General features: G+C 70.9%; 24 protein-coding genes. 10 read left to right on the top strand and 14 right to left on the bottom strand.

All coding sequences use genetic code 11. The features are described 5' to 3' along the window. Positions 1 to 34: 34 nt before the first annotated feature. The 4 genes from Mam01_RS06070 to Mam01_RS06055 all read right to left on the bottom strand — a co-directional run bounded on the left by Mam01_RS06070 (position 35) and on the right by Mam01_RS06055 (position 2,865). Positions 35 to 811: an aminotransferase class IV gene (locus Mam01_RS06070; RefSeq protein WP_204284434.1), complete on the bottom strand. Its 777-nt coding sequence runs from the start codon at positions 809 to 811 to the stop codon at positions 35 to 37. A 46-nt stretch (positions 812 to 857) separates the two neighbouring features. Next, positions 858 to 1,484 carry an alpha-ketoglutarate-dependent dioxygenase AlkB gene (locus Mam01_RS06065; RefSeq protein WP_204284433.1) on the bottom strand — a complete coding sequence of 209 codons (627 nt, stop codon included), beginning with the start codon at positions 1,482 to 1,484 and terminating at the stop codon, positions 858 to 860. 29 nt (positions 1,485 to 1,513) lie between these two features. Then, a complete protein-coding gene (locus Mam01_RS06060) occupies positions 1,514 to 2,146 on the bottom strand; it encodes a hypothetical protein (protein ID WP_204284432.1) in 633 nt (210 codons plus the stop codon). A 470-nt stretch (positions 2,147 to 2,616) separates the two neighbouring features. Next, complete coding sequence (locus Mam01_RS06055; RefSeq protein WP_204284431.1) at positions 2,617 to 2,865, bottom strand: hypothetical protein; 249 nt, start codon at positions 2,863 to 2,865, stop codon at positions 2,617 to 2,619. 196 nt (positions 2,866 to 3,061) lie between these two features. Between Mam01_RS06055 and Mam01_RS06050 the strand changes: the two genes are divergently transcribed. Further along, positions 3,062 to 4,402, top strand: a complete 1,341-nt coding sequence (locus Mam01_RS06050) for a helix-turn-helix domain-containing protein (protein WP_204284430.1) — start codon at positions 3,062 to 3,064, stop codon at positions 4,400 to 4,402. Positions 4,403 to 4,424: 22 nt separating this feature from the next. Here Mam01_RS06050 and Mam01_RS06045 read toward each other — a convergent pair whose 3' ends face one another. Next, positions 4,425 to 5,273, bottom strand: a complete 849-nt coding sequence (locus tag Mam01_RS06045; protein ID WP_204284429.1) for an oxidoreductase — start codon at positions 5,271 to 5,273, stop codon at positions 4,425 to 4,427. 98 nt (positions 5,274 to 5,371) lie between these two features. Here Mam01_RS06045 and Mam01_RS06040 point away from each other — a divergent pair, with 98 nt between their 5' ends. Continuing rightward, a complete protein-coding gene (locus Mam01_RS06040) occupies positions 5,372 to 6,274 on the top strand; it encodes a LysR family transcriptional regulator (RefSeq protein ID WP_204284428.1) in 903 nt (300 codons plus the stop codon). Between the two features lie 4 nt (positions 6,275 to 6,278). Here Mam01_RS06040 and Mam01_RS06035 read toward each other — a convergent pair whose 3' ends face one another. Next, positions 6,279 to 6,932 carry an HAD family hydrolase gene (locus Mam01_RS06035; protein WP_204284427.1) on the bottom strand — a complete coding sequence of 218 codons (654 nt, stop codon included), beginning with the start codon at positions 6,930 to 6,932 and terminating at the stop codon, positions 6,279 to 6,281. Between the two features lie 515 nt (positions 6,933 to 7,447). On the opposite strand from Mam01_RS06035, the gene Mam01_RS06030 reads away from it, so the two are divergent. Together Mam01_RS06030 and Mam01_RS06025 are read left to right on the top strand one after the other, a co-directional pair. Further along, positions 7,448 to 7,825, top strand: a complete 378-nt coding sequence (locus tag Mam01_RS06030) for a hypothetical protein (RefSeq protein ID WP_204284426.1) — start codon at positions 7,448 to 7,450, stop codon at positions 7,823 to 7,825. Positions 7,826 to 7,953: 128 nt separating this feature from the next. Beyond that, positions 7,954 to 8,151, top strand: coding sequence for a hypothetical protein (locus Mam01_RS06025; RefSeq protein ID WP_150935369.1), 198 nt, complete (start codon positions 7,954 to 7,956; stop codon positions 8,149 to 8,151). Positions 8,152 to 8,205: 54 nt separating this feature from the next. Here Mam01_RS06025 and Mam01_RS06020 read toward each other — a convergent pair whose 3' ends face one another. Then, positions 8,206 to 8,964: a hypothetical protein gene (locus Mam01_RS06020; protein WP_204284425.1), complete on the bottom strand. Its 759-nt coding sequence runs from the start codon at positions 8,962 to 8,964 to the stop codon at positions 8,206 to 8,208. A gap of 267 nt (positions 8,965 to 9,231) precedes the next feature. Here Mam01_RS06020 and Mam01_RS06015 point away from each other — a divergent pair, with 267 nt between their 5' ends. Genes Mam01_RS06015 through Mam01_RS05990 form a run of 6 tightly spaced genes read left to right on the top strand, consistent with a single transcriptional unit; the run spans position 9,232 to position 14,302 of the window. Continuing rightward, positions 9,232 to 10,026, top strand: coding sequence for a hypothetical protein (locus Mam01_RS06015; protein ID WP_204284424.1), 795 nt, complete (start codon positions 9,232 to 9,234; stop codon positions 10,024 to 10,026). Positions 10,027 to 10,031: 5 nt separating this feature from the next. Then, positions 10,032 to 10,754, top strand: coding sequence for a hypothetical protein (locus Mam01_RS06010; protein ID WP_204284423.1), 723 nt, complete (start codon positions 10,032 to 10,034; stop codon positions 10,752 to 10,754). Positions 10,755 to 10,786: 32 nt separating this feature from the next. Continuing rightward, complete coding sequence (locus Mam01_RS06005) at positions 10,787 to 12,052, top strand: hypothetical protein (protein WP_204284422.1); 1,266 nt, start codon at positions 10,787 to 10,789, stop codon at positions 12,050 to 12,052. Positions 12,053 to 12,062: 10 nt separating this feature from the next. Next, positions 12,063 to 12,623: a TerD family protein gene (locus Mam01_RS06000; protein WP_204284421.1), complete on the top strand. Its 561-nt coding sequence runs from the start codon at positions 12,063 to 12,065 to the stop codon at positions 12,621 to 12,623. Continuing rightward, positions 12,620 to 13,669 (top strand): DUF475 domain-containing protein, encoded by a 1,050-nt coding sequence (locus tag Mam01_RS05995; RefSeq protein WP_204284420.1) that lies wholly within the window; start codon positions 12,620 to 12,622, stop codon positions 13,667 to 13,669. The genes Mam01_RS06000 and Mam01_RS05995 overlap by 4 nt, the downstream gene beginning before the upstream one ends. Positions 13,670 to 13,681: 12 nt before the next feature. Beyond that, positions 13,682 to 14,302: a hypothetical protein gene (locus Mam01_RS05990; protein WP_204284419.1), complete on the top strand. Its 621-nt coding sequence runs from the start codon at positions 13,682 to 13,684 to the stop codon at positions 14,300 to 14,302. Between the two features lie 406 nt (positions 14,303 to 14,708). Here the strand turns inward: Mam01_RS05990 and Mam01_RS05985 are convergent, their stop codons facing one another. The 7 genes from Mam01_RS05985 to Mam01_RS05955 form a co-directional block, all read right to left on the bottom strand. Then, the gene (locus Mam01_RS05985; RefSeq protein WP_204284418.1) at positions 14,709 to 17,921 is read right to left on the bottom strand and encodes an FG-GAP-like repeat-containing protein; all 3,213 of its coding nucleotides are present in this window, start codon (positions 17,919 to 17,921) and stop codon (positions 14,709 to 14,711) included. A gap of 93 nt (positions 17,922 to 18,014) precedes the next feature. After that, on the bottom strand, positions 18,015 to 18,533 hold the full coding sequence (locus Mam01_RS05980; protein WP_204284417.1) for an RICIN domain-containing protein: 519 nt from the start codon (positions 18,531 to 18,533) through the stop codon (positions 18,015 to 18,017). A gap of 299 nt (positions 18,534 to 18,832) precedes the next feature. After that, entirely contained in the window at positions 18,833 to 19,033 is a 201-nt protein-coding gene (locus tag Mam01_RS05975) for a hypothetical protein (RefSeq protein WP_204284416.1), read from the bottom strand. Between the two features lie 151 nt (positions 19,034 to 19,184). After that, complete coding sequence (locus Mam01_RS05970; RefSeq protein ID WP_204284415.1) at positions 19,185 to 20,666, bottom strand: hypothetical protein; 1,482 nt, start codon at positions 20,664 to 20,666, stop codon at positions 19,185 to 19,187. Beyond that, positions 20,663 to 23,602 carry a CHAT domain-containing protein gene (locus tag Mam01_RS05965; protein ID WP_204284414.1) on the bottom strand — a complete coding sequence of 980 codons (2,940 nt, stop codon included), beginning with the start codon at positions 23,600 to 23,602 and terminating at the stop codon, positions 20,663 to 20,665. The genes Mam01_RS05970 and Mam01_RS05965 overlap by 4 nt, the downstream gene beginning before the upstream one ends. Then, a complete protein-coding gene (locus tag Mam01_RS05960) occupies positions 23,599 to 24,156 on the bottom strand; it encodes a hypothetical protein (RefSeq protein ID WP_204284413.1) in 558 nt (185 codons plus the stop codon). Before Mam01_RS05960 ends, Mam01_RS05965 begins: the two co-directional genes overlap by 4 nt. A 40-nt stretch (positions 24,157 to 24,196) precedes the next feature. Further along, positions 24,197 to 24,844 carry a Crp/Fnr family transcriptional regulator gene (locus tag Mam01_RS05955; RefSeq protein WP_204284412.1) on the bottom strand — a complete coding sequence of 216 codons (648 nt, stop codon included), beginning with the start codon at positions 24,842 to 24,844 and terminating at the stop codon, positions 24,197 to 24,199. Positions 24,845 to 25,056: the final 212 nt, after the last annotated feature.

Below are 25,056 nucleotides of genomic sequence, written 5' to 3'. Positions count from 1 at the left end.
GTCGACGGCCGCCCACCCCTGGGGGCCGCCCGCCCTAGATCGGGTCCCAGGGAACCGACTCGTACACCTCGGACAGCGTCCGGGCGAAGTCGTCGTCCACGGGGAGGGTGACGTCGCCGATCCGCCCGACGGGCGCGACGCCGCGGGAGTTGGCCACGAAGACCGACCGGTACGCCGGCAGGTCGGCCAGCCGCACCGGCCCGCGCCGCGACCCGATTCCGGCCGCCGGGAGGCGGTCCTCCAGCAGTGCCATGGTGACGCCGCCGAGGCTGGGCGCGTCGGGCCACAGGACGGACGAGCCGTCGAAGAAGCCGATGTTGGTGACGCCGCCCTCGGCGACGGTGCCGTCCGGACCGGTGAGCAGGACGTCGTCGAAGCCCTCGCGCTCGGCGACCTTCCGGTGGTAGAGCTGGCCGAACCCACCGACGTGCTTGACGTGCGCGACGGGCCGCTCGTACGGCACCGGCTTCAGGCTCTGCCACCCGGACGGCGGGGGCGCGGGCGGCAGCACGGCGACGAGGAGGCTCACCGCACCCCGGTCCTCCGGGCAGTAGGCCACCACCCGCACCGAGGCGTCGCGCGTGTCGTCGGCCAGGGCGTGCCGGACACGCTCGCGCACCAGGTCGCCGTCGAGGCCGGCGCCGAAGAGCTCACGGTTCGCGGCGTCGAGCCGGGCGAGGTGCAGGCCGAGCCCCCGGGTGCGGCCGTTCCTGACCTGCAGGGCGGTGAAGTGGCCGTAGTTGACGAGTGCGGGATGCCATAGCGCCTCGGCCGTGGGTGGGCGGCCGTCGATCTCGACCCGGAGGAACACGATCTCCACGCTACAGGGCCGCCGCCGGCGGGGAAGGGGGCACCCGTCAGCGGACGCCCCGGGGGCGGAACTGCACGCTGATCCGGGCGCCGGTCACCGTGGCCGACTTCGGGACCGCGTGCTCCCAGGTGCGCTGGCAGCTTCCGCCCATGACGATGAGGTCGCCGTGGCCCAGTTCGTGACGCAGCGCGGTGCCCCCGCCGCGCGGGCGCAGCAGCAGCGGGCGCGGCGTGCCGAACGACAGGATCGCGACCATCGTGTCCTCCACGCTCCCGCGCCCGATCGTGTCGCCGTGCCAGGCGACGCTGTCCCGGCCGTCGCGGTAGAGGCACATGCCCGCTGTCACGAACCGCTCACCGAGTTCCTGCTCGTAGTGGGCGTTGAGCAGATCCCTGGCCTCGGCCAGCACCGGGTCGGGCAGCTCCTCGCCCTCGTCGTAGAACTTCAGCAGCCGGGGCACGTCCACGACCCTGTCGTACATGTGGACGCGCTCGGCGTGCCACGGGACCCCGTCGCGCAGCCGCTCGAAGAGCGCGTCTGCGCCCTGGACCCAGTGCCGCCGCACGTCGACCCAGGCGCCGCGCTCCAGCGGAGTGCGCCGCACCGAGGCGCCGAGCGGTCCCATGTGAACATCCTCGCCCCAGTCCAGCAGTGAGGCCTGAAAAGCCGTCATGACTCCATTGTATTAGAACAACCATTCGATCATGATCGGCTCGCCCGCCGCAGGGCGACCGCGAGCCAGACGCCCCCGATCGCCAGCAGCAGGCCGTGGGCGATCCGCACCGCCGGCGAACCGAAGAACTGGGGGATGAACAGCGCCATCCCCACGGCCATCGGGGCGCCGCTCCACCGGGGCAGGACGCCTGACCGTCCGGCGGCGACGGCGGCCAGGACGGCGCCGGCGCCGAGCAGCACGAGCCCGGCCGCGAACATCGTGATCGCCACCGGACCGAAGCGGAACTCGTCCACCAGCGCCAGCAGCGTGACGTCGCCGTCCCGCACGGCCCGCGCGCCGATGACGTGCAGCCCGAAGTCCTCCGCGCCGTAGTACGGCAGGGTGAGCCCGGCCCCGATCCAGGTCACCACCGCCGCCCGCAGGGCGAGGGGCCGGTCGAGCACCAGGTAGAGGCCGAGAGTCCCCAGCGCGAGCAGGACGAAACCGACCATTCCGAACAGGTGCGCCGCGACCCAGGCGGGCGACGCCATCGTCGCGGCCCCGGACAGCGCCGTCTCGTCCCCGTACGGCCGCACCAGCGGATAGAGGAGGAACAGAATTCCGGCCACGAGAAAGGACAGCCCAGTCAACCGGGCACGAGCAGGCAGGACCGCGTTCATGGGGGGCTCCATCGGCAAGCAGAGTTAGAGACATCGCTCCGTTTCGAGAGCAATGCTCTCTCTTACGACTACCGATGTCAACAAAGCCCCCCGCTCTCACCTTCCACTCCTCGGCGCCGTACGGAAGGAACTGCGTCGGCAGACGGGACACAATGCGGACGAGAAGGAGATCGAGCGCATCCTCCAGGCAGAGGCCCTTCGCTCCGATCTCCTTGTCTGAGCAAAGGTGTCAGGACAAGCGGAGGACTGGGCGGATGGACCTGTTGCAGATCAAGTTCTGGGAGGCGGGCGACTACCGCCCGGGCACGAAGGGGGAGAACGCCGGTGCAGTTGGGGCGGGTCGTCGTGCCCGTCGCCGGCGGAGTTCACCGTCACCGATCGTGCAGGCGCCAACAACGGCGCCTGCGCGGCCCACGTCGTCGACTACATAAGGGACCGCCTCCGGCACGGCCGCTGACCGCGCCTTGTGATCACCCGGTGGGGGCGGAGTCCGCGGGGATGGGGGCGAGGTCTGCGACGATTTCGGCGGTCACCTCCTCCTGGGCGGTCAGGGCGGCGGCGAGGCCCTCGGGGTCGTCGGCGTCGAGCGTCATCGCGCACCCCCTCCGGATGGCTTCCAGGTCGACCGCCCCGCGCCTGGTGGCCCACCAGCGGCCGGCGTCCGACCGCCAGATGATCCAGCCGGTGTGGACCCGCGCGATGTCCTCCAACGTGGTCATGTCACCCATCTCCAACGGCTGCTCGCGGAAGTGGGCCAAGTCAAGCGCGTCCGCGAGGGCGGCGGTATCAGCCAGGGGACGTCCAATCACAGCCAGTAGCCGCGCGAACACGGAAACTCCCGTAGTGTCAGCGTGTCACGCCGACGCAGCGTGCACGTGGTCGCGCGAGAAGCGGTCATGCGAGGAGGGGTGCGACATGCCGGCCAGCCACCGTCATCCGCCGAATCGCCGGCTCGCATGGGAACGCCTGCAGCGCGGGTGGTCCTACGAGGAAGTGTGCGAACGCATCCGTACGGCCATGCGGTCGTGCGGGGAGAAGGACACGGGCCTGACGGCGAACACCGTCCGCCGGTGGGAGACCGGCGAGCGGTGGCCGGACCCGCGCTACCGCAAGCATCTCGTGACGATTTTCGGTATGTCCGCGAGCGAACTGGGACTGCTCACCCCCGACGAGATGGCCATGCGGCCGGTGACGGAGGTGGTGGACGAGATTGGGAGGCTGCTGAGCATGATCACCGCAGACGGCATCGACCGTTCCACGTTCCTGCGGAACCTCTTCGGCGCGGGCGTGCTCGCCCCGCTCCTCGGCGAGGGCGGCGAACGTCTCCCGGCGGCGGTGGAACGCGGGCGCGGGGTCGACGCCGAGTCGGCCGAGGCGTTCGCCCGGGTCGTCGACCGGCAGGCCGCGCTCTACTGGACCTCGCCCCCGGAGGAGATCTTCCAGGCGTCGGTCGCCCACACCCGGCTCGGCACGAGCCTGCTGCGCGCCGCCCCGGAGGGAGCGGTGCGGCAGACGCTCGCCGAGGCGGCCGCGCGCTCGGCCCTGCTGTCCGGCAGGGTGGCCTTCTTCGATCTGGAGGAATGCCATACGGCCGCGCGGCTGTTCCGGCTGGCCCTGTCGGCGACGCGGGAGTGCGGAGACCATCCGCTCGCCGCCGCCGTGCTCGCCCACGCGGCGTTCGTCCCCGGCTTCGGCGGCCGCCGCTCCGACGCCCTGGGGTTACTCGACGCGGCGTTCGCGCACGCCTGGCACGGCGTCGGCCCGCTGACCAGGGCGTGGCTCCACTGCGTCGCCTCGGAGATCACCGCCCGGTGCGGCGAGCCCAAGGAGTGCATGAAGCACATCGACCGGGCCGACCAGATGATCGACACGAGGGGGGAAGACCCTCCCTGGCTCGACTTCTTCGAGCGCGCCCGGCTCGACGGCTTCGCCGGATACAGCGCGCTCACCGCCGGCCAGTACGAGGAGGCGGCCCGCCGGTTGCGCACCGCTCTCGACCACCTCGGCCCGAACGGCGGCAAACAACGCTCGGTGCTGTTCGCCGACCTCGCCGCCGCACACGCCCCGGCCGACGGCGACCAGGCCACCGAGCACCTCAGGCGGGCCGTCGACGCGCTGGAGGAATGCTGGTACGCCGTCGGCCACGAGCGCGTCCGCGGGGTGCTGGACGCGCTGCCGCCCGCGGCGGCGACGCGGCAACTCGGCGAACGGCTCACGGACCTCGGCCGCGCCAGGCTCCCCGAGCTCACGATGTGACCATGGCCCGCGCCGGCCAGGATCAGCCGTCGCCCCGGGAACCTTCGAGGCTCGTCGCCCGGCTGAGCTTCTCCCAGCGGTCCAGGTCGCCGCGCAGCATCTCGTGGTGGGCCCGGATGGCATCCACCGCGTCGTCGCCGAGGGCGAGCCGCAGCGGAGGATCGTCGTGGCCGAGGACCTCGAGGATCGCCTGCGCGGCCCTGGCCGGATCTCCCGGCTGGGTGCCGTCCATCCCGTCCACGGAGGCCCTGGTCGCCCCCGTGGACACCCGGTAGGCGTCGATGGGCTCCGAGCGGTGCATGCGGTGTCCGCCGAACTCGGTGCGGAACGCCCCCGGTTCCACGATGAGCACCCGTACGCCGAAGGGCGCGACCTCGGCGGCGAGCGCCTCCGACAGCCCTTCCAGGGCGAACTTGGCGGCGCAGTAGGCGCCGAACCCCGGCATGCTGAGCTGCCCGCCCATCGAGCTCATCTGCACGATCGTGCCGCTCCCCTGCCGGCGCAGATGCGGCAGGACCTCCTTGGTCACGGCCGTCGCCCCGAAGAACATGACCTCCATCAGCGCGCGCAGGTCGCTCATCGACAGTTCCTCCACGGCTCCCACCGAGCCATGACCGGCGTTGTTCACCACCACGTCGATCCGGCCGAAGGCGGACAGGGCGTCGGCCACCGCCGCGCCGATCGACGCCGCGTCGGTGACGTCCAGCCCGGCGACGCGCACACGGTCGCCGCCCGTCTCCACCAGTTTTGCCAGCGTCTCGACGCGCCGGGCGGTCGCCATCACCCGGTCCCCCGCCGCCAGGGCGGCTTGGGCCAGCTCCCGGCCGAAACCCGCCGAGCATCCGGTGATCAGCCACACCCGTCCGGTCATGGTCCCACTCCTCGTGTCGTGATCAGTGGGACCACTCTGGGCCGCGCGGGACCGGCACGGCCAACACAGGTTCCCTGCGGCGGTTACAGTCAGAGCCTGTGACCCCCGAGCTGCGCCATCTGCGGTACTTCGTCGCCGTGGCCGAGCATCTGAGCTTCACCGTCGCCGCGCGGGAGCTGCACATCGCGCAGCAGTCGCTGTCACAGCAGATCGCGGCGCTCGAACACGCCCTCGGCGCACGCCTGTTCGACCGCGACACCCGCGGCACCCGCCTGACCGAGATCGGCCGCGTCTTCCTGCCCGAGGCACGCGCGGTCCTGGACCGGGCCGACACCGCGCTGCAGGCCGCCCGCCGCGCCGTGCGGGGGGAGACCGGCAGGCTCCGCCTGGCCTTCCTCGCCTCCACCGCGAACTACATGATGCCGCCGGTCGTCCGCGCGTTCCGGAAGCGGTACCCGGACGTCGAGCTCACCGCCGAGGCCGTCGGCATCGCCGACCTCGTGGCGGGCCTGCGCGAGGACCGGTACGACGCGGCGTTCACCCGTCCGCCGCTCGTGGACGATCTGGAGACCGAGGCGCTGGTCTCCGAGCCCGTCTGCGCGGTCCTGCCGACCGGCCACCCGCTCGCCGGACGGGCCGGGCTACGGCTCGCCGATCTGGCCGCCGAACCCTGGGTGCTCACGTCGCGCGAGTCCTGGCCGCCCTGGCACCGCAAGTACGACGACGACTTCCGCGCGGCCGGCTTCGAGCCCAGGGTGGCGCAGCGGGCCGACGGCGTGCCGAGCCTGCTCGGCCTGGTCGCCGCCGGAGTGGGCGTGACCCGGCTCGCCCGGTCGGCGCACAGCCTCAGGCGTACGGGTGTGGTGTTCGTGCCCCTGGCCGGCGACCGGGCCGAGACCGTCGTCGCCTGGCCCGCCACGCGTGACCGGCAGGTCGTCCGCAACCTCCGCGCCGTGGCCGCCGAACTGGCCTCTTCGATCGACCTCACCGAGGCGGGCTGAGCCGTCAGTCGCCGTTGTGCTTGCGGACCAGGGCGGGTAACTCGTCGAGCGAGTCGACCTGGAACAGGCACGCCCGGGTCACCGCCTCGTCCCGGAGGACGTGGCCCCAGGGGCCCCGCCGTACGAGGGCGGTGGGCAGCCCGGCCCGCTGGGCGGGCCGGATGTCGTTGTCGAGCCGGTCGCCCACGTAGAGAACCGACTCCGCGGGGCAGCCGGCCTCCGCCACCACGCGCTCGAAGAAGGCCGGGGCGGGCTTCTCCACGCCCCAGCCGTCGGAGGTGCCGATCACGTCCACGGGCAGGCCGAGGGTACGCAGGATGCTTTCGGCGCGGGAGGTCTGGTTGCCGGCGAGCCCGACGCGCAACCCCATCTCCCGCAGTTCGGCGAGGCACGGCCGCGCGTCGGGGTAGAGGTTCTCCTCGCCGAACGTCTCGGCGTGCCCCTCCCTGGCCCGGCGCTCCCGCTCGGCGTGGAGGTCGAACCCTGGCCGGAAGTGCTGGAAGGTCTCCCGGTAGTCCCCGCCGCGGGCGATGACGGCGCCGAACACGGCGGAGAAGGTGTGGCGTGGCACCCCGAGCCAGTCAGCCCAGGTGCCGTACTCCCGGGTCTCGTCCACGAGGGTCTCCCCGACGTCGAAGAAGACGGCCTCCAGCCGCATCGGCACCTCCAGTCACTCGCGTTTCGAGAACGATACGCGGACGCCGGGGCTTCACTGCCCTCGGACGAGAACCGGAAGCATCGCAGGGACACAGCCGTACGAAGTGCCGAAGCAGATTCGATCACAGAGAGTGGGCGAGTTGTGCGGAAACTGTGACGACAGGCCCTTGATCAGCCGAACTGGATGCCGCACAACCCCCAGAAAAGGCGATGGGGAGAGGCCCTTCCGGGCGACTCCGCCCTGGCATCGGCGGCTGTGGGACGTGGGCACCGTACTCGCGCTGCGCGAAGCCGTGGAGGCGGCCGACTGGGTGGGAAGCCACGTGCTCTCGCAGGGCTCCCTGGCCTGGTAAACACGCGAGTCGCTGCTGCGGAGGCTCAAGACCGACAGTGCACTACCCGCCGCACAAGTGGCGAGCAAGTCGCCCCATTGGTTGTCGAGGGAGGAGGTCAGTCACCGGCTGGGAACGCGACCTCGACGCGATCGGCGGCAACAACCGGGAACGGGTACGGCGTATGGTGCGGTGGCTGGCCGCCGATCCGGTCGTCCACGTGGACGACCCGGTCACAGCAGCGGCCCTCGGGCGGATGCGCGAACTGACGGCCGCGCCGTCCGTGACGCTGGGCCGCGTTGAACGTTACCTGCGCGGCTGCTTCCGTCGTCTCTACCGGCAGCGCACCATCGTGCTGCATGGCGGATCGACGCGTTCGATCGCGCTGCCATCGACCGTACGGACGGCGGGGCCACTCGTCGGGGCCGCGCTCGACCGGCTCGCGCACGGCCACGCGGTCGCCGGTGTCACACCGCTCGACATGGCCGGTCGCGCGGAGCTGGCGCTGCGGGTGGTGGAGGACGCCGACGGCTGGGGCCTGCACGAACTGCTCGGCGCCTGAGACCACCATGAGGTCGTCTGACCATTTACTTCGAGGAATCGACCAGATTAAATCTTTATTTCCGGATCCATGGTGGTCTGGGTAACAAGCAGTGGCGTGCCAGAGCGTACGAGGAGTGGTGCCCGGTGATGCTCGCACTGGTGAAGCGGATGGCCTGCGCTCTCGGCCGGGGATTCGTACGGCTCGGGCGATACTGGGCCGCCCAGTTCGGCGTCCCCGGCGCCGTACTGTGGTCGCACGAGCCCGACCCGGTACGGGAGATGAGCGAGGCCGAGCACTGGGACTGGTCGATCCCCTACCTCTGGTACGAGGCCTCCCAACACTGACGCGGGCCGTCCCGGCGCGCCGGTGGCCGGGCGCGGAAGCACCGCGACGGGCGGTCAGGCGCGGTGGCCGCTGATCTCCGCCTGGTAGCGGATCTCTCCGAAGCCCGCACCGCCGTACCCCACGATGTCGACGGTGCCCGAGAGGTCGCCGTCGTCGTCGATCGTGATCGACATCTGCCCCGACACCGGGGCGTAGAGCCCCGCCGCCAGGCCGGATCCCGCCGTGAAGTTGTTGCCGAGCGTGGCGGCCACCCGCTCGTCCGGCCGTACGGTGACCGTCCGGCCGTCCGTCTCGACGTACGCCAGGTCGATGTGGGCGGCGGAGGCATCCGGATCGCACCCGGAGTTGCTGCCGAGCCAGATGGCGCCGGCCTCCGGCTGAGCCGCCGGGAAGCCCGAGACCAGGCAGACGTCCACGACGTTGACCTCGTTCGTCGTGCCGACCTCGGAGATCGTGTCCAGCACGCGCACCGTCCCCTCGCGCTCGAAGTCCGCCTGCCCGGCGGCGCCCGTGATCGTCACCTCGTAACTGCCACCCGCCAGGCTCGTCTCCCCGGTCTCGCCGTCCTCGCTGTCGTCGTCCTCGGTCTCGTCGTCCTCGGGCGTCTCCGTCTCCGTGGCCTCCGATTCCGTGGTCTCCGATTCGCCGGTCGCCGGGACTGTGATCTCGGGTAAGGCCACCGCGGACGCCGACGCGGCGGGCGACGGGCCGTGCTCCTCCGAGGCGCAGGAGGACAACACAAGGGTGAGGACGAGAGCGATGGCCCCTCGGGCCGATGTCGCTCCTCCTCGTCCGTTCCGAGCACAGGTCATGACCGGGGCCTCCTCGTTCACATGTGCCGTCCGACGGCCGGTCGGTCCTATCGGCCGGATCGGTCCTCCAGCATGCGGCGGCCGAGATCGGAGGACCCCTGATAAAGGCGGGTTGTCGCCCGTGCGGAGCCGGCGGGCCGCGCATCGGGCTGTCCCGGGACCGCCGGAACCGAAAACCGGATTTATGGGGTGTCTCGCACGCCTGCCTCCCGCACCCTGAGACCTGATCGAGCCAGACGGCACCGTGAAGGGAGGGGTCACGGCCAAATGGCGAATGAAGCGGACCCGGGTCAGGCCGGGGAGACCGGCGAGGCCATCACCTGTGAGAAGGCCCGGCGAGCCGGCGTGGCCGACGGAGAGAAGAAGGCGTACTACAAGATCTTCATCGAGGACCCCGCGTTCGAGCCTCCCGCCGTTCAGCGCATTTACAAGCAGTTCGACTTTCGGCAGTCGGAGCTTCTGAACGAGCGGGCGAAGGCCCTGGGGCTGATCGAACGGCAGGCGCAGGGTGCGCTGGTGACCCTGAGCCAGCAGGTCAGCGAGGTTCAGGCGATCAGCGCCGGTCTCAACCCCGACATCCTCGCGTTGGAACGCGCCAGCGTGCCCCACCGAGGCGAGTCGTGGGACGAGGTGAGGTTCCTGACGCCGGAGGAGGCCGTCCGGATGCGGCTGGAGCAGAAGATCCGGAAACACAACGCGGACATCGAGGGTCACGTGACCCTGCTGACCACCGCGGACAACAACTGGCTGCAGACGTGGTCGCGGTACCAGGAGGAGGCGCGCAAGGCGCTGCACGCGGCCGAGACCCTGGTCAGCTGCTATCTGGGCGGCCTCCTGAGCACCCACGAGAACGCCGGTGAGATCGCCCGGAGGTGGCGGCCCCGGCGGTTCGAACTGCGCGACGACTGGTTCGAGGACCCGCGGGCCCGGCTCCGGGCCGCGATCCCGAGAGGCGTTCGCGACACCGCCGACCAGGCCTGGGAGCAGTGGCTCGACCTGTGGCGGCGTGACATGAACCCCCGCTCGATCGAGAGCGGCGACCACCACCACCCGGATCGGTGAGCACCATGAACACTCGTCCCCGGCGCGCCCGCGCGGCACTCGCGGCCCTCGCCCTCGTCACCCTGCCGGCCGCGGGCTGTTCCTCCGACGACAGGCAGACGGCGTCCTGCGGCGTCGTCATGGACATCACCGGATTCCGCGGCTACCAGGTCTCGAAGTCCATCGTCGACCGGAACCTGCCCGGGTTCCTGGACGGCTGCGGATGGGTGGCCTACGCCGCGATCACCGGAAACTCCGAGGGCTCCCCGTGCCAGGAGGCGCCGATACCGCTCTACGCCGACACGAAGAACGAACTCACCGACAAGAGAGTCCACCAGAAGCTGCTCCAGGAGGCCGCGGCGCGCGCCGAACGCCTGCGGACCTGCGGCCAGGACGACGCCAAGGGGTCCGACGTCCTGGGCGGGCTCCGCGTGATGGCCGACCGGCTGGCCGCCGCGCCCGACTCCGGCGGGAGACGCAGGATCGCCGTGTTCAGCGACCTGATGAGCAACACGGGGGGTCTCGACCTGAGCGCGTGCGACGTCGGCGGCGAGTCGGCCCGTACGAGCATCGTGACCGGGTTGAAGAACAAGGAGCTGATCGCCGATCTCGGGGGCTCGGCGATCGACGTCTACGGCTTCAACCTGCTGTCCGAGCGCCGGCCGGAATGCGTCCCCCCGCTCGAGTCCCTGTGGAAATCGATCTTCGCCACGGCCGGCGTCGACGCGTCGAGCCTGACCATCCACTAGCGATCCCCGCATCCCTCCCCGGAGGAGCCTCCATGGCCGTGAAATCTCTCACCCTCACCCGACAGGACGTGCACGACATGACCGTTCCCCCTACCTGGTGGCGGCCCGCCCGGGTCCGGCTGCCCGACTGGGCCGCGCTGCGGAGCCGGGCGGAGTCCAGGGGCGCGGCGGACGCCGGAAGCAAGGCTCTAGACACGGTCACGATCAAGACGCAGGGCTTCGAACCGCAGCACCTCCTCGTCCTCGACGCCGAGCGGCAGCTGGCCCTCGAGGATCTCAACGCGCAGTTCCAGGAGCAGGAGCTGGCCGCACGGTCCGCGCAGGCGGCCCACGTGAAGCGCTCCGAGGCCGTCAGGGAGCAGTACGTCCGCGACCGCACCGCCTACGAGATGGCGCTCGGGCGGGTGGAACGCCTGGAGCTCGGGCCGTCCCAGTGGGTGGGAGACGGCAGACCCAGCTCGATCGCGCTCGGCGGCGGCTGGCGGGAGATGCTCCGCCTGTGGGGGGTGCCGGCGCTCCTGCTGCTCGTGCTGCTCACCATCGAGGTCCCCATCTACTACGCGACCTTCCTCGCCTGGGGCGACACGACGATCATGACGTACGCGCTGGCGGTGGGTGCGATCTTCGTCTTCGTCTTCGGACCGCACATGTACGGCCGCAGCTTCCGCGAGTGGCAGGAACACCGCGGGCGGCGCAGGCGCCGGGCCGAGGACGACGAGGAGGGAGAAGACGGCCGCGGACGCCGGCGTGGCCTCGCCGGCCGTCCCGTCGTCCTGTTCCTCATCCCGGTGATCTGGCTCGCCGCCATCGGCGCGGTCGTGTCGCTCCGGCTGGTGGCGATCGCCGGGACCACCGAGATCACGCTGTCGGGTACGACCATCACGATCCCTCCGGCGACCGAGGGCTGGAAGCTGTTCGCCACCGTCGTCCTGTTCCTGGCCCTGATGATCTTCACGGCGCTGATCGCCACGGAGCTGGGCCGCCGTACGGGCAACCCGAACGACCGGGATCTGAAGGAGCAGCGGATGAAGCTGCAGCGCGCCGCGCAGGCCCTGGAGATCGCGCAGGCACGTCAGGAGGAGTCCGACAGGTACGGCGCCGAGCTCGGCGACTACCTGGCGACCCTCAAGCAGAAGCGGGACATGTACACGGCGCAGATCGACGGCGGCTTCGACCACGTGGAGACCATCTACATGGACGCGCTCATCGGCGCGCTCGACGACCCGGACGCCTCGCGGTACGGGCCGGCGATCCTCGACCGGCACCAGCGCCGTCATTACACCCAGGCGGATTCCTGAAGGACGTCAGATGAGTGTGAACCTCTCGAAGGGCGCCGACGCCCCGATCCGCGACCTGACCAGGATCCTCGTCGGTCTCGGCTGGAAGGCCGCGGGCGAGGACGCCGACCTCGACGCCTCGGCGCTGCTGGTGAGCGGAGTCGGCCGGGTGCTGAGCGACAAGCACTTCGTCTTCTACCACAACCTGACGAGCCCGGACGGCTCGGTCGAGCACACCGGCGACGACCGGACCGGATCGAGCGGCGGAGACTGCGAGGTCATCCGGGTCGACCTCGCGGAGGTCCCCGGCCGCTGCGCGCGGATCGTCTTCGCCGTGTCGATCTACGAGGGCGAGGTCCGCGGGCAGACCTTCGGCCAGGTGCGCGACGCGTACATCCGGGTGGTCGACGAGACGACCTCCGCCGAGCTGATCCGCTACGACCTCACCGAGGAGGCGTCGGCGTACCCCGCCGTGGTCTTCGGTGAGCTCTTCCTGCACAGCACGGGGTGGCGCTTCCGGGCGATCGGCGAGAGCTACAGCGGCGGGCTTCGCGCCATCGCGACCGTCTTCGGTGTGGACGTGGCCTCGTGATCCTCCACATCTTCCGCTGGCCGTTCGGCGTGACGGCGTTCGGCCTGCTGGTCGCGCTCGTGCTCGGCGGGCCGAAGGCGTTCGTGCTGGTGGCCGTCCTGGCGATCCTGGAGATTTCGCTGTCGTTCGACAACGCGGTGGTGAACGCGCGGGTGATCGAACGGATGAGCCCGCTCTGGCAGCGGATGTTCCTCACGGCCGGCATCGTGATCGCGGTGTTCGGGATGCGCCTGGCGTTCCCGCTGCTGGTCGTCGGGATCACCGCCCGGATGAGCCCGGGCGAGGCGATCGGGCTGGCGCTGAACGACGCCGCCGAGTACGGCAGGCGCCTGCACGAGGCGCACCCGCTCATCGCGGCGTTCGGCGGCGTGTTCCTTCTCATGATCTTCCTGGACTTCATCTTCGAGGAGCGCGAGTTCGCGTGGCTGGCCTGGCTGGAGCGGCCACTCGCGAAGATCGGCAAGCTCGACCAGCTGTCCGTCGTGGTCGCCCTGGTCGTGCTGGTCGTGACCACCACCTACCTCGCCCCGGAACCCGGGCCGGCGCTCGTCGCCGGAGCTCTGGGAATCGTCACGTACCTGCTGGTCAACAGCCTGGGGAAGCTGTTCGAGGCGGAACAGCGGGAGGAGGACCCGCGGCGGCGGCCGGGCCCGGCCGCCGCCGCGGGCCGGGCCGGCCTGTCCCTCTTCCTCTACCTGGAGGTGCTGGACGCCTCGTTCTCCTTCGACGGGGTCGTGGGCGCCTTCGCGATCAGCGACGACCTCCTGGTCATCGCCCTCGGCCTGGGGATCGGCGCGATGTACATCCGTTCCCTCACGATCTTCCTGGTCCGCCGGGGCACGCTGGACGAGTACGTCTACCTGGAGCACGGCGCCCACTGGGCGATCGGGGCGCTGGCCGCGATCATGCTGATCGGCCTCGGCCGTTCCGTGCCGGAGATCGTCACCGGCCTGGTCGGGCTCGCCTTCATCGGTACGGCGACGGCGTCCTCGGCCCTGCGCAACCGGCGCGAGAACGCCGTCCTGAGGAACGTCACCCACAGATGAGAGGTGAAGACGATGCCGGACGCCTACAGAGGGCCAGACGCCTACACAGAGCCGGACGACTACAGGGTGGTCCTCACCAAGGAAGCGCCGAGGATATCGATCCCGCGCGGGGGCGGCCAGATGCGGATCAACCTCGACTGGAGATCGTCGGAGACGTTCCCCGTCGACCTGGACCTGTGCTGCCTGTGGGAGCTGACGGACGGCAGCCGGGGCTGCGTCCAGGCGCTCGGTGACAAGTTCCGGGTGCCGAAGGACGGTGCCGATCCGGTGATCATGCTGGACCGGGACGAGCGGTGGGGCGGCAGCGGCGGCGAGAACATGATCGTCGACATGGCGCAGGTCCATCAGATCCGCCGGATCCTCGTCTTCGCGCACATCTTCGACGGGGTGCCCAACTGGGCCGCTGCCGGGGCGGTCACCACCGTGTTCCCGGTCAGCGGCCCGCCCATCGAGGTCGCGCTGGACGACGCCAACCCGCGGGCCCGGGTGTGCGCGGTCTTCATGCTGCACAGGGTGGGCGAGGAGCTCGGCATCCGCCGCGAGATGCGCTACTTCAGCCGGGGGCACCGGGGCATGGACGCGGCCTACCAGTGGGGCCTCACCTACCGGGCCGGACGCAAGACGTACCACTAGGGAGCCTCTGACCTGTGCGCGACCCTGCAGATCGTCGTGACCAAGAGCATCATGGGCGCGGTCATCCTGGTCAGAGCCGGGGAACGGCCGACTGGAACGCCTGGGGCAGGCTCTTCGCGCTGATCGCGTGCGAGGCCGTCACCGCCGTCATCTGAGAGCGTGTCGACCTGGCTGCGGCCCGATCATCTGGGTGTCTTGGTTCTCAACCGCTCTCGCGACAGGCCCTCGGGTCATACCTGTACGGAGCTGGTGATCGCGGGGGTGAATCCCGGTCGCGTTCAGAGAACCGCAAGCTTGCGGATAAGGCTGTGGAGCGGTTGGCTCGCCAAATGCCGGCGGCGGAGCTGGGACGGTGGGCATAACGGCTCCGCCGGAAGGGTTCCGGCGGAGCCGTTCGCTGGTCAGGTCACCGGCATCGGTTGGCCACGCAGAGCGGCAGACCGTCCGGAGGGGGCGGCTGGGGGTCGTCCTGCATGGGCGGGGTCGTGCCGCCGGTCGACCCGGTCCCCCCGGCGCCGTTGTTGAACCACGCCTTGACGCCGCCCAGGCTGTCGTGGGCGAGGTAGTCGGCCCGGCGGTCGCCGTTGATCTCGGCCAGGCCGACGTTGGCCCGGGCCACGCCGACGCCTGAGGCGATCTCACCGGCCGCGATCCAGGCCGAGCCGGAGCCGCCCCGGTTGTTGATCCAGGCGCGGAGCTGACCGTAGTCGCCGACGACCAGGTAGTCGTCCTTGCGGTCGCCGTTGACGTCGGCGAAGGTCACCGTGGCGCCGGCCGCGCCGACACCGGAGGCGATCTCCCCCTGACTCTGCCAGGAGACGGCCGTCGCGGTGCCGGTGTTACGCCACAGCCGGACCTTGCCCAGGCTGTCGACCACGAGATAGTCGTCGCGGTTGTCGCCGTCGACGTCCGCGAACCGGATCTGGTCGCGGGGAGCCGAACCCGAGGCGATCTGGCCCTTGCTGGTCCAGGCGACGCCGTCGCCGGTGCCGGTGTTGAACCAGGCGTTGACCTGGCCCTGGTCGCCGACGACGAGGTAGTCGTCGCGGCCGTCGCCGTTCAGGTCGGCGAACCGGATCTGGTCACGTGGTCCGCTGCCGGACGCGACGTCACCGAGGTAGTTCCAGCCGACCCGGTCGGCCTCGCGGACGTTGAGCCAGGCCTGCACCCTGCCGTTGTCCTTGACCAGCAGGTAGTCGTCGCGGCCGTCGCCGTTCAGGTCGGCGAACCGGACCTCCTGGCGGGGCGCGTCGGTGGAGGCGATCTGGCCCTGGTAGTCCCACGGGTCGGGGCGGCCCCAGCGGTCGTTCAGCCAGGCGGCGACCTCACCGGCGTCGTTGACGGTCAGGAAGTCGTCGCGGCCGTTCCCGTCGATGTCGGCCATGAGCAGCCCGGCCGGGCCGACCCCGGCGCCGCCGACGACGGTGCCCTGGTAGATCCACGGCCGGTTGCCGCCGACATTGTTCAGCCAGGCCCGGACGTAACCCGAGCTGTCGAACACCGAATAGTCGTCGTCGCCGTCACCGTCGAGGTCGTGGAACCGCACCTGGTCACCGCTGGCGCCGACGCCCGAGGCGATCTCGCCGCGTGACGTCCACGCCCCACCGGCGGCGGTGTAGCCGTTCAGCCAGGCGCGCACCTTGCCCTGGCCGTCGACGACGAGGTAGTCGTCGCGGCCGTCGACGTCGACGTCGGCGAACCGCACCTGGTCGCGGGTCGCGCCGACACCGGTGGCGACCACGCCCTTGGCCGCCCAGCTCACCGCGTCGCCGGTGCCGACGTTGAGCCAGGCCGTGACCTCGCCGCCGTCGCCGACCGACAGGTAGTCGTCGCGGCCGTCGCCGTTGATGTCGGCGAATCTGACCCGGTCACGTGACGCAGCGCCGGAGGCGACCTCGCCGGCGTAGTTCCAGCCGCCGCCCTGACCCGCACGATTGTTCAGCCAGGCCTTGACCTGGCCCTGGTCGCCGACCAGGAGGTAGTCGTCACGGCCGTCGCCGTTCAGGTCCGCGAAGCGCACCTGCGCCCGGGTGGCACCCGGGACCGAGGCGATCTTGCCGACGTAGTCCCACCCGGCCGGGCCGGGGCCCGGGGGAGGCGGCGGCGTCGGATTGCCGGGTGCCGGGGTGCACGGCCGGTTGTCACCGGGGAGCGCGGGCATGATCTGGCCTGCGGCCAGCGCGGCCTTGATCTCGTTGTGGTAGGCGTCGGCCATCTTGCGGTAGCCGTTGTTGTTGGGATGCAGCGTGTCGGCCAGGTCGGCCGTGGTCACCCCGAGTTCGCCGTTGCTGACCAGCCGGACGCGCTTGCCCTCGGCGAGCCAGGTGTTGACGGCGGTCGCGAGGTAGGCGTTGAACAGCGCGATCCGCGAGTTGGTCGCTGCGGTCGTCGACGGCACGAGGCTGGAGACAATGATCGTGGTGAGCGGCGCGACGTCGTGGAGGTCGTTGATCAGCTTGCTGTAGCGGGCGAGCGTCGTCAGATGATCCTGGCCGTTCGCCAGGTCGTTGGTCCCGATGTGCAGGATGACCACGTTGGGCCGATAGCGGGCGATGGCACACTCGGCGGCCAAGGCGTCGATCTGGCTGACCCACCAGCGGGGATGCCCCTCGTGGTCGGTGTCGGGTATGTGGCCCTGACCGGAGTCGACGGAGCCGACGAAGTCGAGCGAGTCCGTGTCGTCCTGCAACAGGTCCCACAGGCGGGCTCGGTAGCCGACGCCGCCGGGATTCCCGCCGACGCCGTGGGTGATGGAGTCACCGAGCGGCATCACCCTCAGCGCCCGGCTGCCGCTCCGCCTGGCGGCGAGCTCGATCTCCTCCAGGTACTGGGGGGTGTGGGACGTCACGTTGCCCGCAACGGATTCCATGGTGAGGCCGAGGTTGCCCGCCCACCACCAGGCCTTGATCTTCCCTCCGACCTCCACCAGCTTCCGGGCTACCCACGAGAACATCTTCGCCCCGAACTGGTTGGTGACCGGCCCGAGGACGCCGTCCCACATGGCCCCCTTGGCGGCGTCGACGAAGGAGTCGATGAGGAGGTTGCTCCACCTGTTCGGATCGGGGTTCTCCTCGACCGCGTTCTTGATCGCGCCCCTGGAGAACGTGCCGAAGAACGACGCCAGCGCCGAGCATCCCGCGTTGGCGAGCGGCGCCAGCGGACCTGACTCGGGCAGGAGGGCCGCCGTGCAGATGACCCGGATGACCAGGTAGATCGCGGTTGCCGCGATGTCGATCAGGAGGGTCTGCCACCAGTCGAGATTGGTGAGGACCTCGTCGCTCTCCACCGTGACCGTCAAAGTGGCGCCCCGCAGGGCGAGGGTGCCGTCGAAGTCGACCCAGTCGTCCAGCCCTCCGGGTATGCCGCCCGGGATCGCCTGCATCTCCTCTCGGATGGTGTCACTCAGCAGGTCGTTGCGGCCGTTCATCTCGGCGATCCACTCGCCGATCTCGGTCCGCGCGTACTCCTCGGGGAGCTCGAAGTCGAGCGTGACCGTGGTCGCGGCCTTCGCGGCGGGCTGCAAGCCCACCTGGAGCAGCAGTGACAGGGTGACCAGCAGAGCCGTCAGGACCCTGCCTCTTCTTAATCGGGTGAACGTTCTGCTCCGGGATGCGCGCACGGCCCCTCCACCTGTTCGTCAGCTGTTTGATCAACACCGCGACCCCCGCGTGCCCATCGGCCCGCGGAGATCATGAAAACCTCGGTGAGGCGGTTACGACTTGAAGTTCCACTGCTGGCGGAGGCCGCCGTTCCACGCCTGCGCGTAGGCGCCGCCGGTGAAGTTGCTGTCGACCGCGTAGCTGGTGTTGCCGTACCAGTGAGAGAAGATGACCCTCTTCCAGCTCGAACCCTGCGCGTACCACTCCACGGTGGCGTAGCTGTCGTTGTCGTCGCACTCCACGATCGTCCGGAGCTCACCCGTGCTGTTGATACGGGCGAGGCAGCGCCCCGTCGCGTCGTTCCTGAGGACGACGATGTCGGGATTGACGCCGTCGCGATACTGGAGCAGCGGCTCCCACATCTGGTGCGCGTTGGTGCCGTTGGGGGCGCACGGAAGCGTGTACACGGCGCCGTCCCAGTTGCTGTCGAGGCAGCGACCGGTCGCGTAGTTCTTCAGGTTGTGCTTGCCGACATAGGCCTGGGCGGGCGCGGGCAGGGTGACGCTCACGGCCATCACGGCCGCGGCGGCCATCGCGGCCGCGCCGGTCTTCCGGAAAGCGGTGCCAGACATCGTTCCTCCGTTGTCGTTCGCGGGGGGGCGCCCGGTGGACGCTTCCTCCTAAGCGCGCATACAACCGGAACGGGAGCGCCATGCGATGTACGACAGATGAACGAATCCCCATGAAATCATGACAGTAAATCGGATTCCACAATCAGTCATACTCCAATTGCCCTCGGTGATCACATTTCATCGAAGAACCCGTCGAGCGCCGCATAAATCGCCGTCTGTCAACGTGAGAATGGCCCGCAGCGCGCAGTGCGATAATTGACGGGCTTCATGATGTCAACACTCGCGATCTTACGAACTTCTTACAGTGCTCTCACCTGCGGATTCCGGCGCCCGTTGGACCACGCCGACATCTCGGGCAACTGCTCGGCAGGATCGTCCGAAATGGGCATCAGATTGAAAGGCAAGTTAAATGCGCCCCGTCTAAAACCGGCCGTTAATAAGCAACCAAATTTCATAAGCAGGTCTTCGGATTCGCGCAGGTCGACCAGAATTTCGTTCATCTGAGGTCGTCCAGGTGAACGGCAGTCCGTGCGCCGTCTCATTCCGGTGCTGCGCTGTGGCGACTGCCCGGCCCCGACCCTGCGGCGGGACACCGTTCCGCCTCCTCGATCGGTGCCTCTGCAAGCAACGTTTGGCCGGGCCGGGAGCGCGTCAGGAGTCCCTGGCCCTGCGAACGGGAGGCGGCACCAGGATCCACGCGGTCTCCTCGAAGCCCTTCTCCGGGAGTTTCGCACTGACCTGCTGGAAGTCGTCGGGGTCCAGGTCGCCGCTCCCCTGGGCGACGACCTCCATGAAGACGGAGTCCGAGACGGCGACGACCATCGTCGCCGTCTCCTCGTTCGCGAGCGCGGCGCGTACGGACGGCGCGTCGAGCACGCGGTGGACCGCGATGACCGTGCGGCCGACGTAGCCGTTCGCGCCGCGCCGGACGGTGCCCCGGCACATGGCGACCCGGAGCCGGAGCATCGCCTCCCTGTTCAGCTCGGCGTTCACGTCGTGCAACTCCAGTCGCAGCGCCCGCACGAGGTCGGGGATGACCCGCCTCTCCTCGATGTCCGGCGGCAGCATCGCGAACTGACCGTCGCCCTGCTCCTGCAGGTCGACGCGCGACTCGTCGATGCCCGCCCGGCGCCGGGCCGCCGCCAGCACGGTCACCAGCCGCTCCTGCGCCCGCAGAGCGGCCTCGTCGTCGGTGAACCTGCTGTACTTCTCGATGTCCGTCGCCACGCACAGCCGCACAGTGGCGGCAGAGGTGGTGGCGACGGAGGTGGCGGCCCCGCCGGTCCTCTGCCGCGCCCCCTCATTCGTCCCCGCATTCGCCCCCGCCTGCGGCCTCTCCGGCGCGGGAAGCGGCTCGCCGAAGGTCTCGGCCGTCGCCAGCGCGGCGTCCAGGAGATCCGAGCGCGTACGGCGGACCCGGCTGATCGTGGTGCCGACGACGAGGCTGCCCGCGAGGTCCGGAACGTCGCCGGGCAGTTCGAGCAGCACGCGCAGGCCGTACGACCGGCGGGTCAGTGGACGCCCGGGCTCGGCCGAGAGGGTGAACCCGAAGGACGGGCGCCGCTCGCCGAAGACGCGCGGCGCCGGGTCGCCCGGCACGTCGCGCAGCCGGTTGAGCAGCCGCCGGTACCGCCCTTCCACGCCCGTCGACGTGCCCGGCGGCGCGGCCGTCGACACGGCCGGCGCCCCGGTGCCCGGCCATGGGCCCACGACATCCTCCGGCACCGTCTCGCTCACCGCGAGACGCAACGCGACCGCGTCGTCGTCGACGAGGCGCACCTCGAACCGCACTCCCGTGTAATGGCGGTCGGGAGGCAGCTCCTCCAGGTCGAACGCGAACAACGCCTCGCAGTGCCGTACGCCCATGGTCTCGGCGCGGTCGCGCAGCACCGGGGAGAGCCACTCGTCCGGCACCCGGTAGACGAAGGGCCGGGCGATGTCCACCCCGGACTCGCGCGGGCGCTGCGTCCCGTGGCCGAGCAGGTGCTCCGCCCCGTACAGGTCGGAGCGGGCGAGCAGTTCATCGGAGGGGAAGCCGTCCGGAGCGTCGGCAGGCGCCTCGGACAGCGCGTCGGACGGAGCGTCGCCGGCCTGCCCGTACGAACCGGGAAGGGCGGCTGTCTGGTCGGTCATCTCGGTGTCGCCTCTCTTGCCTGCGCCGTGGAAGCCTCGCCCGCGGCGCGCGTGACGGAGCCCAAGCCGAAGAACGTGAACGCCGCCCACAGGTGCGGCTCCTGCGCGGTGACCGGCTGAGCCGAGGCGGCCCGGGCCTGCGCGTGCCGGAGAGCGCTCACCGGCTCCAGCCCGTCGAGCAGCCAGGACTCGTGGAAGTCGGTCATCAGGTAAAGGCCGGCCTGCTCGCCGACCGGATAGAGGGTCGTGATCAGCCCCGTGGGCCCGGAGGTGAGGAACGCGCGGCTCAGTCCGATGACGCCGTCCGCGGTCGTCGTTCCGCCACCGGTCTCACAGGCCGCGAGGATCACCAGGTCGGCCGCGAGGCCGAGCCCGGGCACCTCCAGGGCGCGCAGGTACCCGTCGTGACCGGCGGAGGGCGCGACCACGAGGTACGACATCATCGGGTCACTGTCCCCCTCGGTGACCGCGCGTCCGTGGGTGCCGAAGTACAGGACCGTCCCGGTGCCCGCGACCTCGCGCAGGGTCGCGGCGGTGGCCTTCTCCCCCGTGTACAGCCGGACGGCTTCTCCGTACACGCCGGTGATCTCGCCGAAGCGTTCCTGCGTCCAGTCGAGTTGTGCCCCCTCGGGAAGCGGGCGCGGATTGACCAGCGCCACCAGTTCGGGAGGGGCGTTCGCGGGCCGTCCCGGGCGCGGCGCGGTCAGATCGGGGATCATGGCCAGCGCGGGCAGCACCCGGATCGCGTGGCGCTGGACGAGGTACGTCCCGGACGCGTCGCGGAGCGCGGCGAACGGCACGTGGAACAACTCGAGGTGCGGAACGACCGTGACCGGTTCGTCCGGATCGGCGGGCAACAGGCCGGCCGGGACGACGTCCCACAGCACCTCGCCGAGCCGGCGCAGCGCGGCGGCCATCGCCGCACGCGACGCCGCGTCGTGCCGCGACATCCGCGCGAGCCGGCCGAACTCCTTCACCGTCTCCTTCAGCCCGGCCCGGTCGACCCGGCGGGTGACCCGCGTGAGCGGGCCGCCGCGCGGCCAGACCCAGACGGTGAGCAGGTCGCCCGCGAGGAAATACTCGACGACGACGGCGTCGTGGCCAGCGAGGCTGCTCCGCAGCCCCTCCCGGCTCACCGGCGGGGCGCCGCCCAGCCCCCGTGCCGGGTCGCCCGGTGTGGCCCGGTTCGCGCGCAGCGTGTCGGCGAAGGCGCGGGCCCGGGCCATCTCGGAGGCCACCAGGGCGTCCTCGGAGGCGTCGAGATCGAGCAGCAGCGTCACCATCCGCTCGTAGAACGGCAGGGCCTGGTCGGTTGAGATGATCTTGTCCCAGTGGGAGTCGAGCAGGGCACGCCATATCTCGACGTAGCCGGCGGTGAGGCCGGCCGCCTCGCGGGCCTGGTCCCGGATGAACCGCGCCGCGGCCGCGGGGGCGGACCGGGCGAGTCGGTCACGCATGAGGGCGAGCACGTCGGCGCCGCCGCGTGCGGACAGCAGCACCAGTTCGCCCGCCGACCCGGGCTCGGGCGCCCCCTGGGCGGCCAGCCTGTCCGCCGTCTCCCGCAGCGCGTCCTGACCGGCGGCCAGGGCGCGGTCCACGCGCTCCGCCGACGACTCGATCGTCTCCGGGTCGTCCGACGGCGATCCCGTCGAGCGCAGCACGCCGTACACGGTCTCGGCCGCCACCGCGCACTCGGCCGCCGCGGCGGCGAGGCCGGAGGGCGACGGGCCCGCGCCCGCCAGATCCGCGATCCGGCGCGACGACTCACGCAGCGGTTCGACCGTCTCGCGGAGGAAACGGAGCGTGTCGAGCCAGGGCGTGAAGGCACCGGGCCCGAGCGTGACCTGACGCCGCACGTCCGCCGCGGCGACCAGCGCCTCGGGCAGGACGGCGAAGCGGGATCCGGCGAACGCGCAGCGGATCCGCGCGTCGCACAGCCCGAGCAGGTCGATCACGCGGCCGGTGCTCGTGGACGCCTCGCCGCCCGCGTGGAGCTCGGCCGCGCGGTCGAGGATCGGCGCGGCCTGACCGAACCTCCCGGCGGCCAGCAACTCGATGCCGAGACGGCGCAGCGCCGCCCCGTCTCCCGCCCCGAAGAGTGTCAATGGGGGCGCGTCCTCTCTCGCGAGGACCACGACCTCCCACCCGGCGCCCGGAGCGGCCGGGGCCAGGCCGACGGCGACCTCCGGGCCGCGCGCCAGCCGGAGGAACCCTCCCCCGTGCTCCGCGAACGCGCTCGCGGAGGAGACGGTCACGGTCGTGCCGTACGCCGGGCCCGCGACGACCCGCCACCGGCCCCGGAGCGACGCGGCGTCGAGCAGCGTACGGAGGTCCTCCACCGAGGCAGGCCGCGGGAGCGTGACCGGCTCCGCCGCGCCGGGGCGGAGCTCGCGGGCCGGAGCGGACGCGACACCGATAGCCCGAGCGGACGCGACACCGGAAACCGGACCGGACGCGACGTCGGGAGCCGCCACGGCGCCGGGCCCCGGCACGCGGCGGTGGCCCCGGGGCGTGAAGCGCTGTCTCACGCGGGCGACGACGGCACTTCCCACCCGGCCGGGGCCCGTGTAGACGGCGTCGAACCACCAGCCGCCGGCGTCCTCCGAGAGGTATCCGTCCAGGGTCCCCGTCCCGTCCGGCCACGAGGCCGACACCAGCGGGAAGGGCCCGTCCGCCCGCCAGGAGCCGGTCAGCGGCTCCTCCGACGCCAGGCGCACCTCGGCCGCGCCGCCGGGACGCAGCCACAGCTCACCATGGGCGAACAGCCGGCGCAGGAAGGAGTCCCGCGGTCGCGGCTGCACCTCTCGCCACTCGGCGAGCCGCCCGTCCGTCCGGTACACGGGCTCGGCGAGCAGGACCGTGGCGGGCTCGCCGGCGAGCACCGCTCCGCCCCCGCCCACGTCCCCGCCCACGTCCCCGCCCACGTCCCCGCTCACGTCGCCTCGCCGTACGCGTAGACGTACGCCGGGACGTGCCTGCCCTGTGTGGTCGCGGTGACCCTGCGGAACTGCTCCCGGTGCAGGCCGGTGGACTCCGGATAGGCCAGTTCGTCGAGGAGCCGGGCGCTGAGGATCAACGCCAGATCGTGCTCGGCGCTTTCCAGCAGGGCCGTACGCAGGTCGTCGCTGCCGCACAGGTCGCGGGCGACCCGCACGGCCTGTCCGTCGAACCCCTCGTCGGTCAGCCGGACCAGCCCCTGGTGGAAGGAGATCCGGCAGCGCAGGCGGTGCGCGCCGGTCAGCCGCCGGTTCCGCCGCCACAGCGCGTTGCGCAGCTCCCGGCTCAGGTCGGAGACCACGCGCGCCTCGTTGACCCCCGAGCTCAGCACGAGGAGCAGACCTGACGACAGGACCTGAAGAGTGATCTGGTCGACCCCGGCCGCGGCGCTCGCGCTCTCGACGACGTCGGCGACCGGGGAGTACGGATGGTCCACCGGGCCTTCGGCCTCCACCACCGCGCACAACCGCCGCACCGGGTCCGACCCGTCCATTCGTCCTCCGCCCCCACAGCCGCCCAAACAGCCGCCCTCGTCAGTCCTCCTCACTGTGCGGTCCCGGCGGCGGCCAGACTCCGTATTCAGACGGGATTTCGCTGATTCCCGCCGCGTCGCACAGAGCCTGCCTGTCCCTGATCAGGATCCTCCCGTACCGCGTCTCGATCACCTTGCGGGCCTTGAGCTCCCGCAGGATCTTGTGCACGCTGTTCTCCCGGGAGCCGATCATGGCGGCCAACTCCTGCTGCGTCAGGGATCCGATCAGCACGCCCTCGCGCGTCGCCTCGCCGTACCGGGTGGCGAGGTAGAGCAGCATCCGCACCGCGCGGACGGGCACGGGGGAGGTCCCGAACTCGATGCGCTGCCAGGTGGCGTGGCGCAGTTTTCCCGCCACGGTGGCGTTGACCGCGAGTGCCGCGCCGGGATGCCGGGCGAGGAAATCGAGGAAGTCGCGCTGCCCGATCCTGCGCACGAAACAGGCGCCGACCGTCACCACGGACGCCACCCGGGGGCTGCCGTCGAGCGCGGCGAGTTCCCCGACGAGGTCTCCCCCCGCGCGGATCGCGAGGAGGGCCACCTTGCCGTCCGCGCTGTTGCTGACGACTTTCACGTAGCCCTGGATGATGAGGAAGACGTGCCTGGTCCTCCTGTCCCCCTCCATGACGATCGTCTCTCCGCTGGCCACCTGGAGCGGATCCCCGGCCGAGAGCATCTCGTCTCGCGTGCCCGGGTCGAGAGAACCGAGAAAGGTATTGGGAGGCCATGACCCCACCCGCCGGGGGCCGTGTGGAGGTTCTGGCGTCGATGCGGCCATTTACGCTCCCTGGATTCACCACGGGATCAGAGTTTTTCGATTTATAGCGCAAATTCCGCGAAAAGGCTGGATCGTTCCCAAGA

Origin of the sequence: Microbispora amethystogenes (assembly GCF_016863015.1) — a bacterium.
GTDB lineage: Bacteria > Actinomycetota > Actinomycetes > Streptosporangiales > Streptosporangiaceae > Microbispora > Microbispora amethystogenes.
This window is presented reverse-complemented; position numbering and strand designations above follow the sequence as displayed.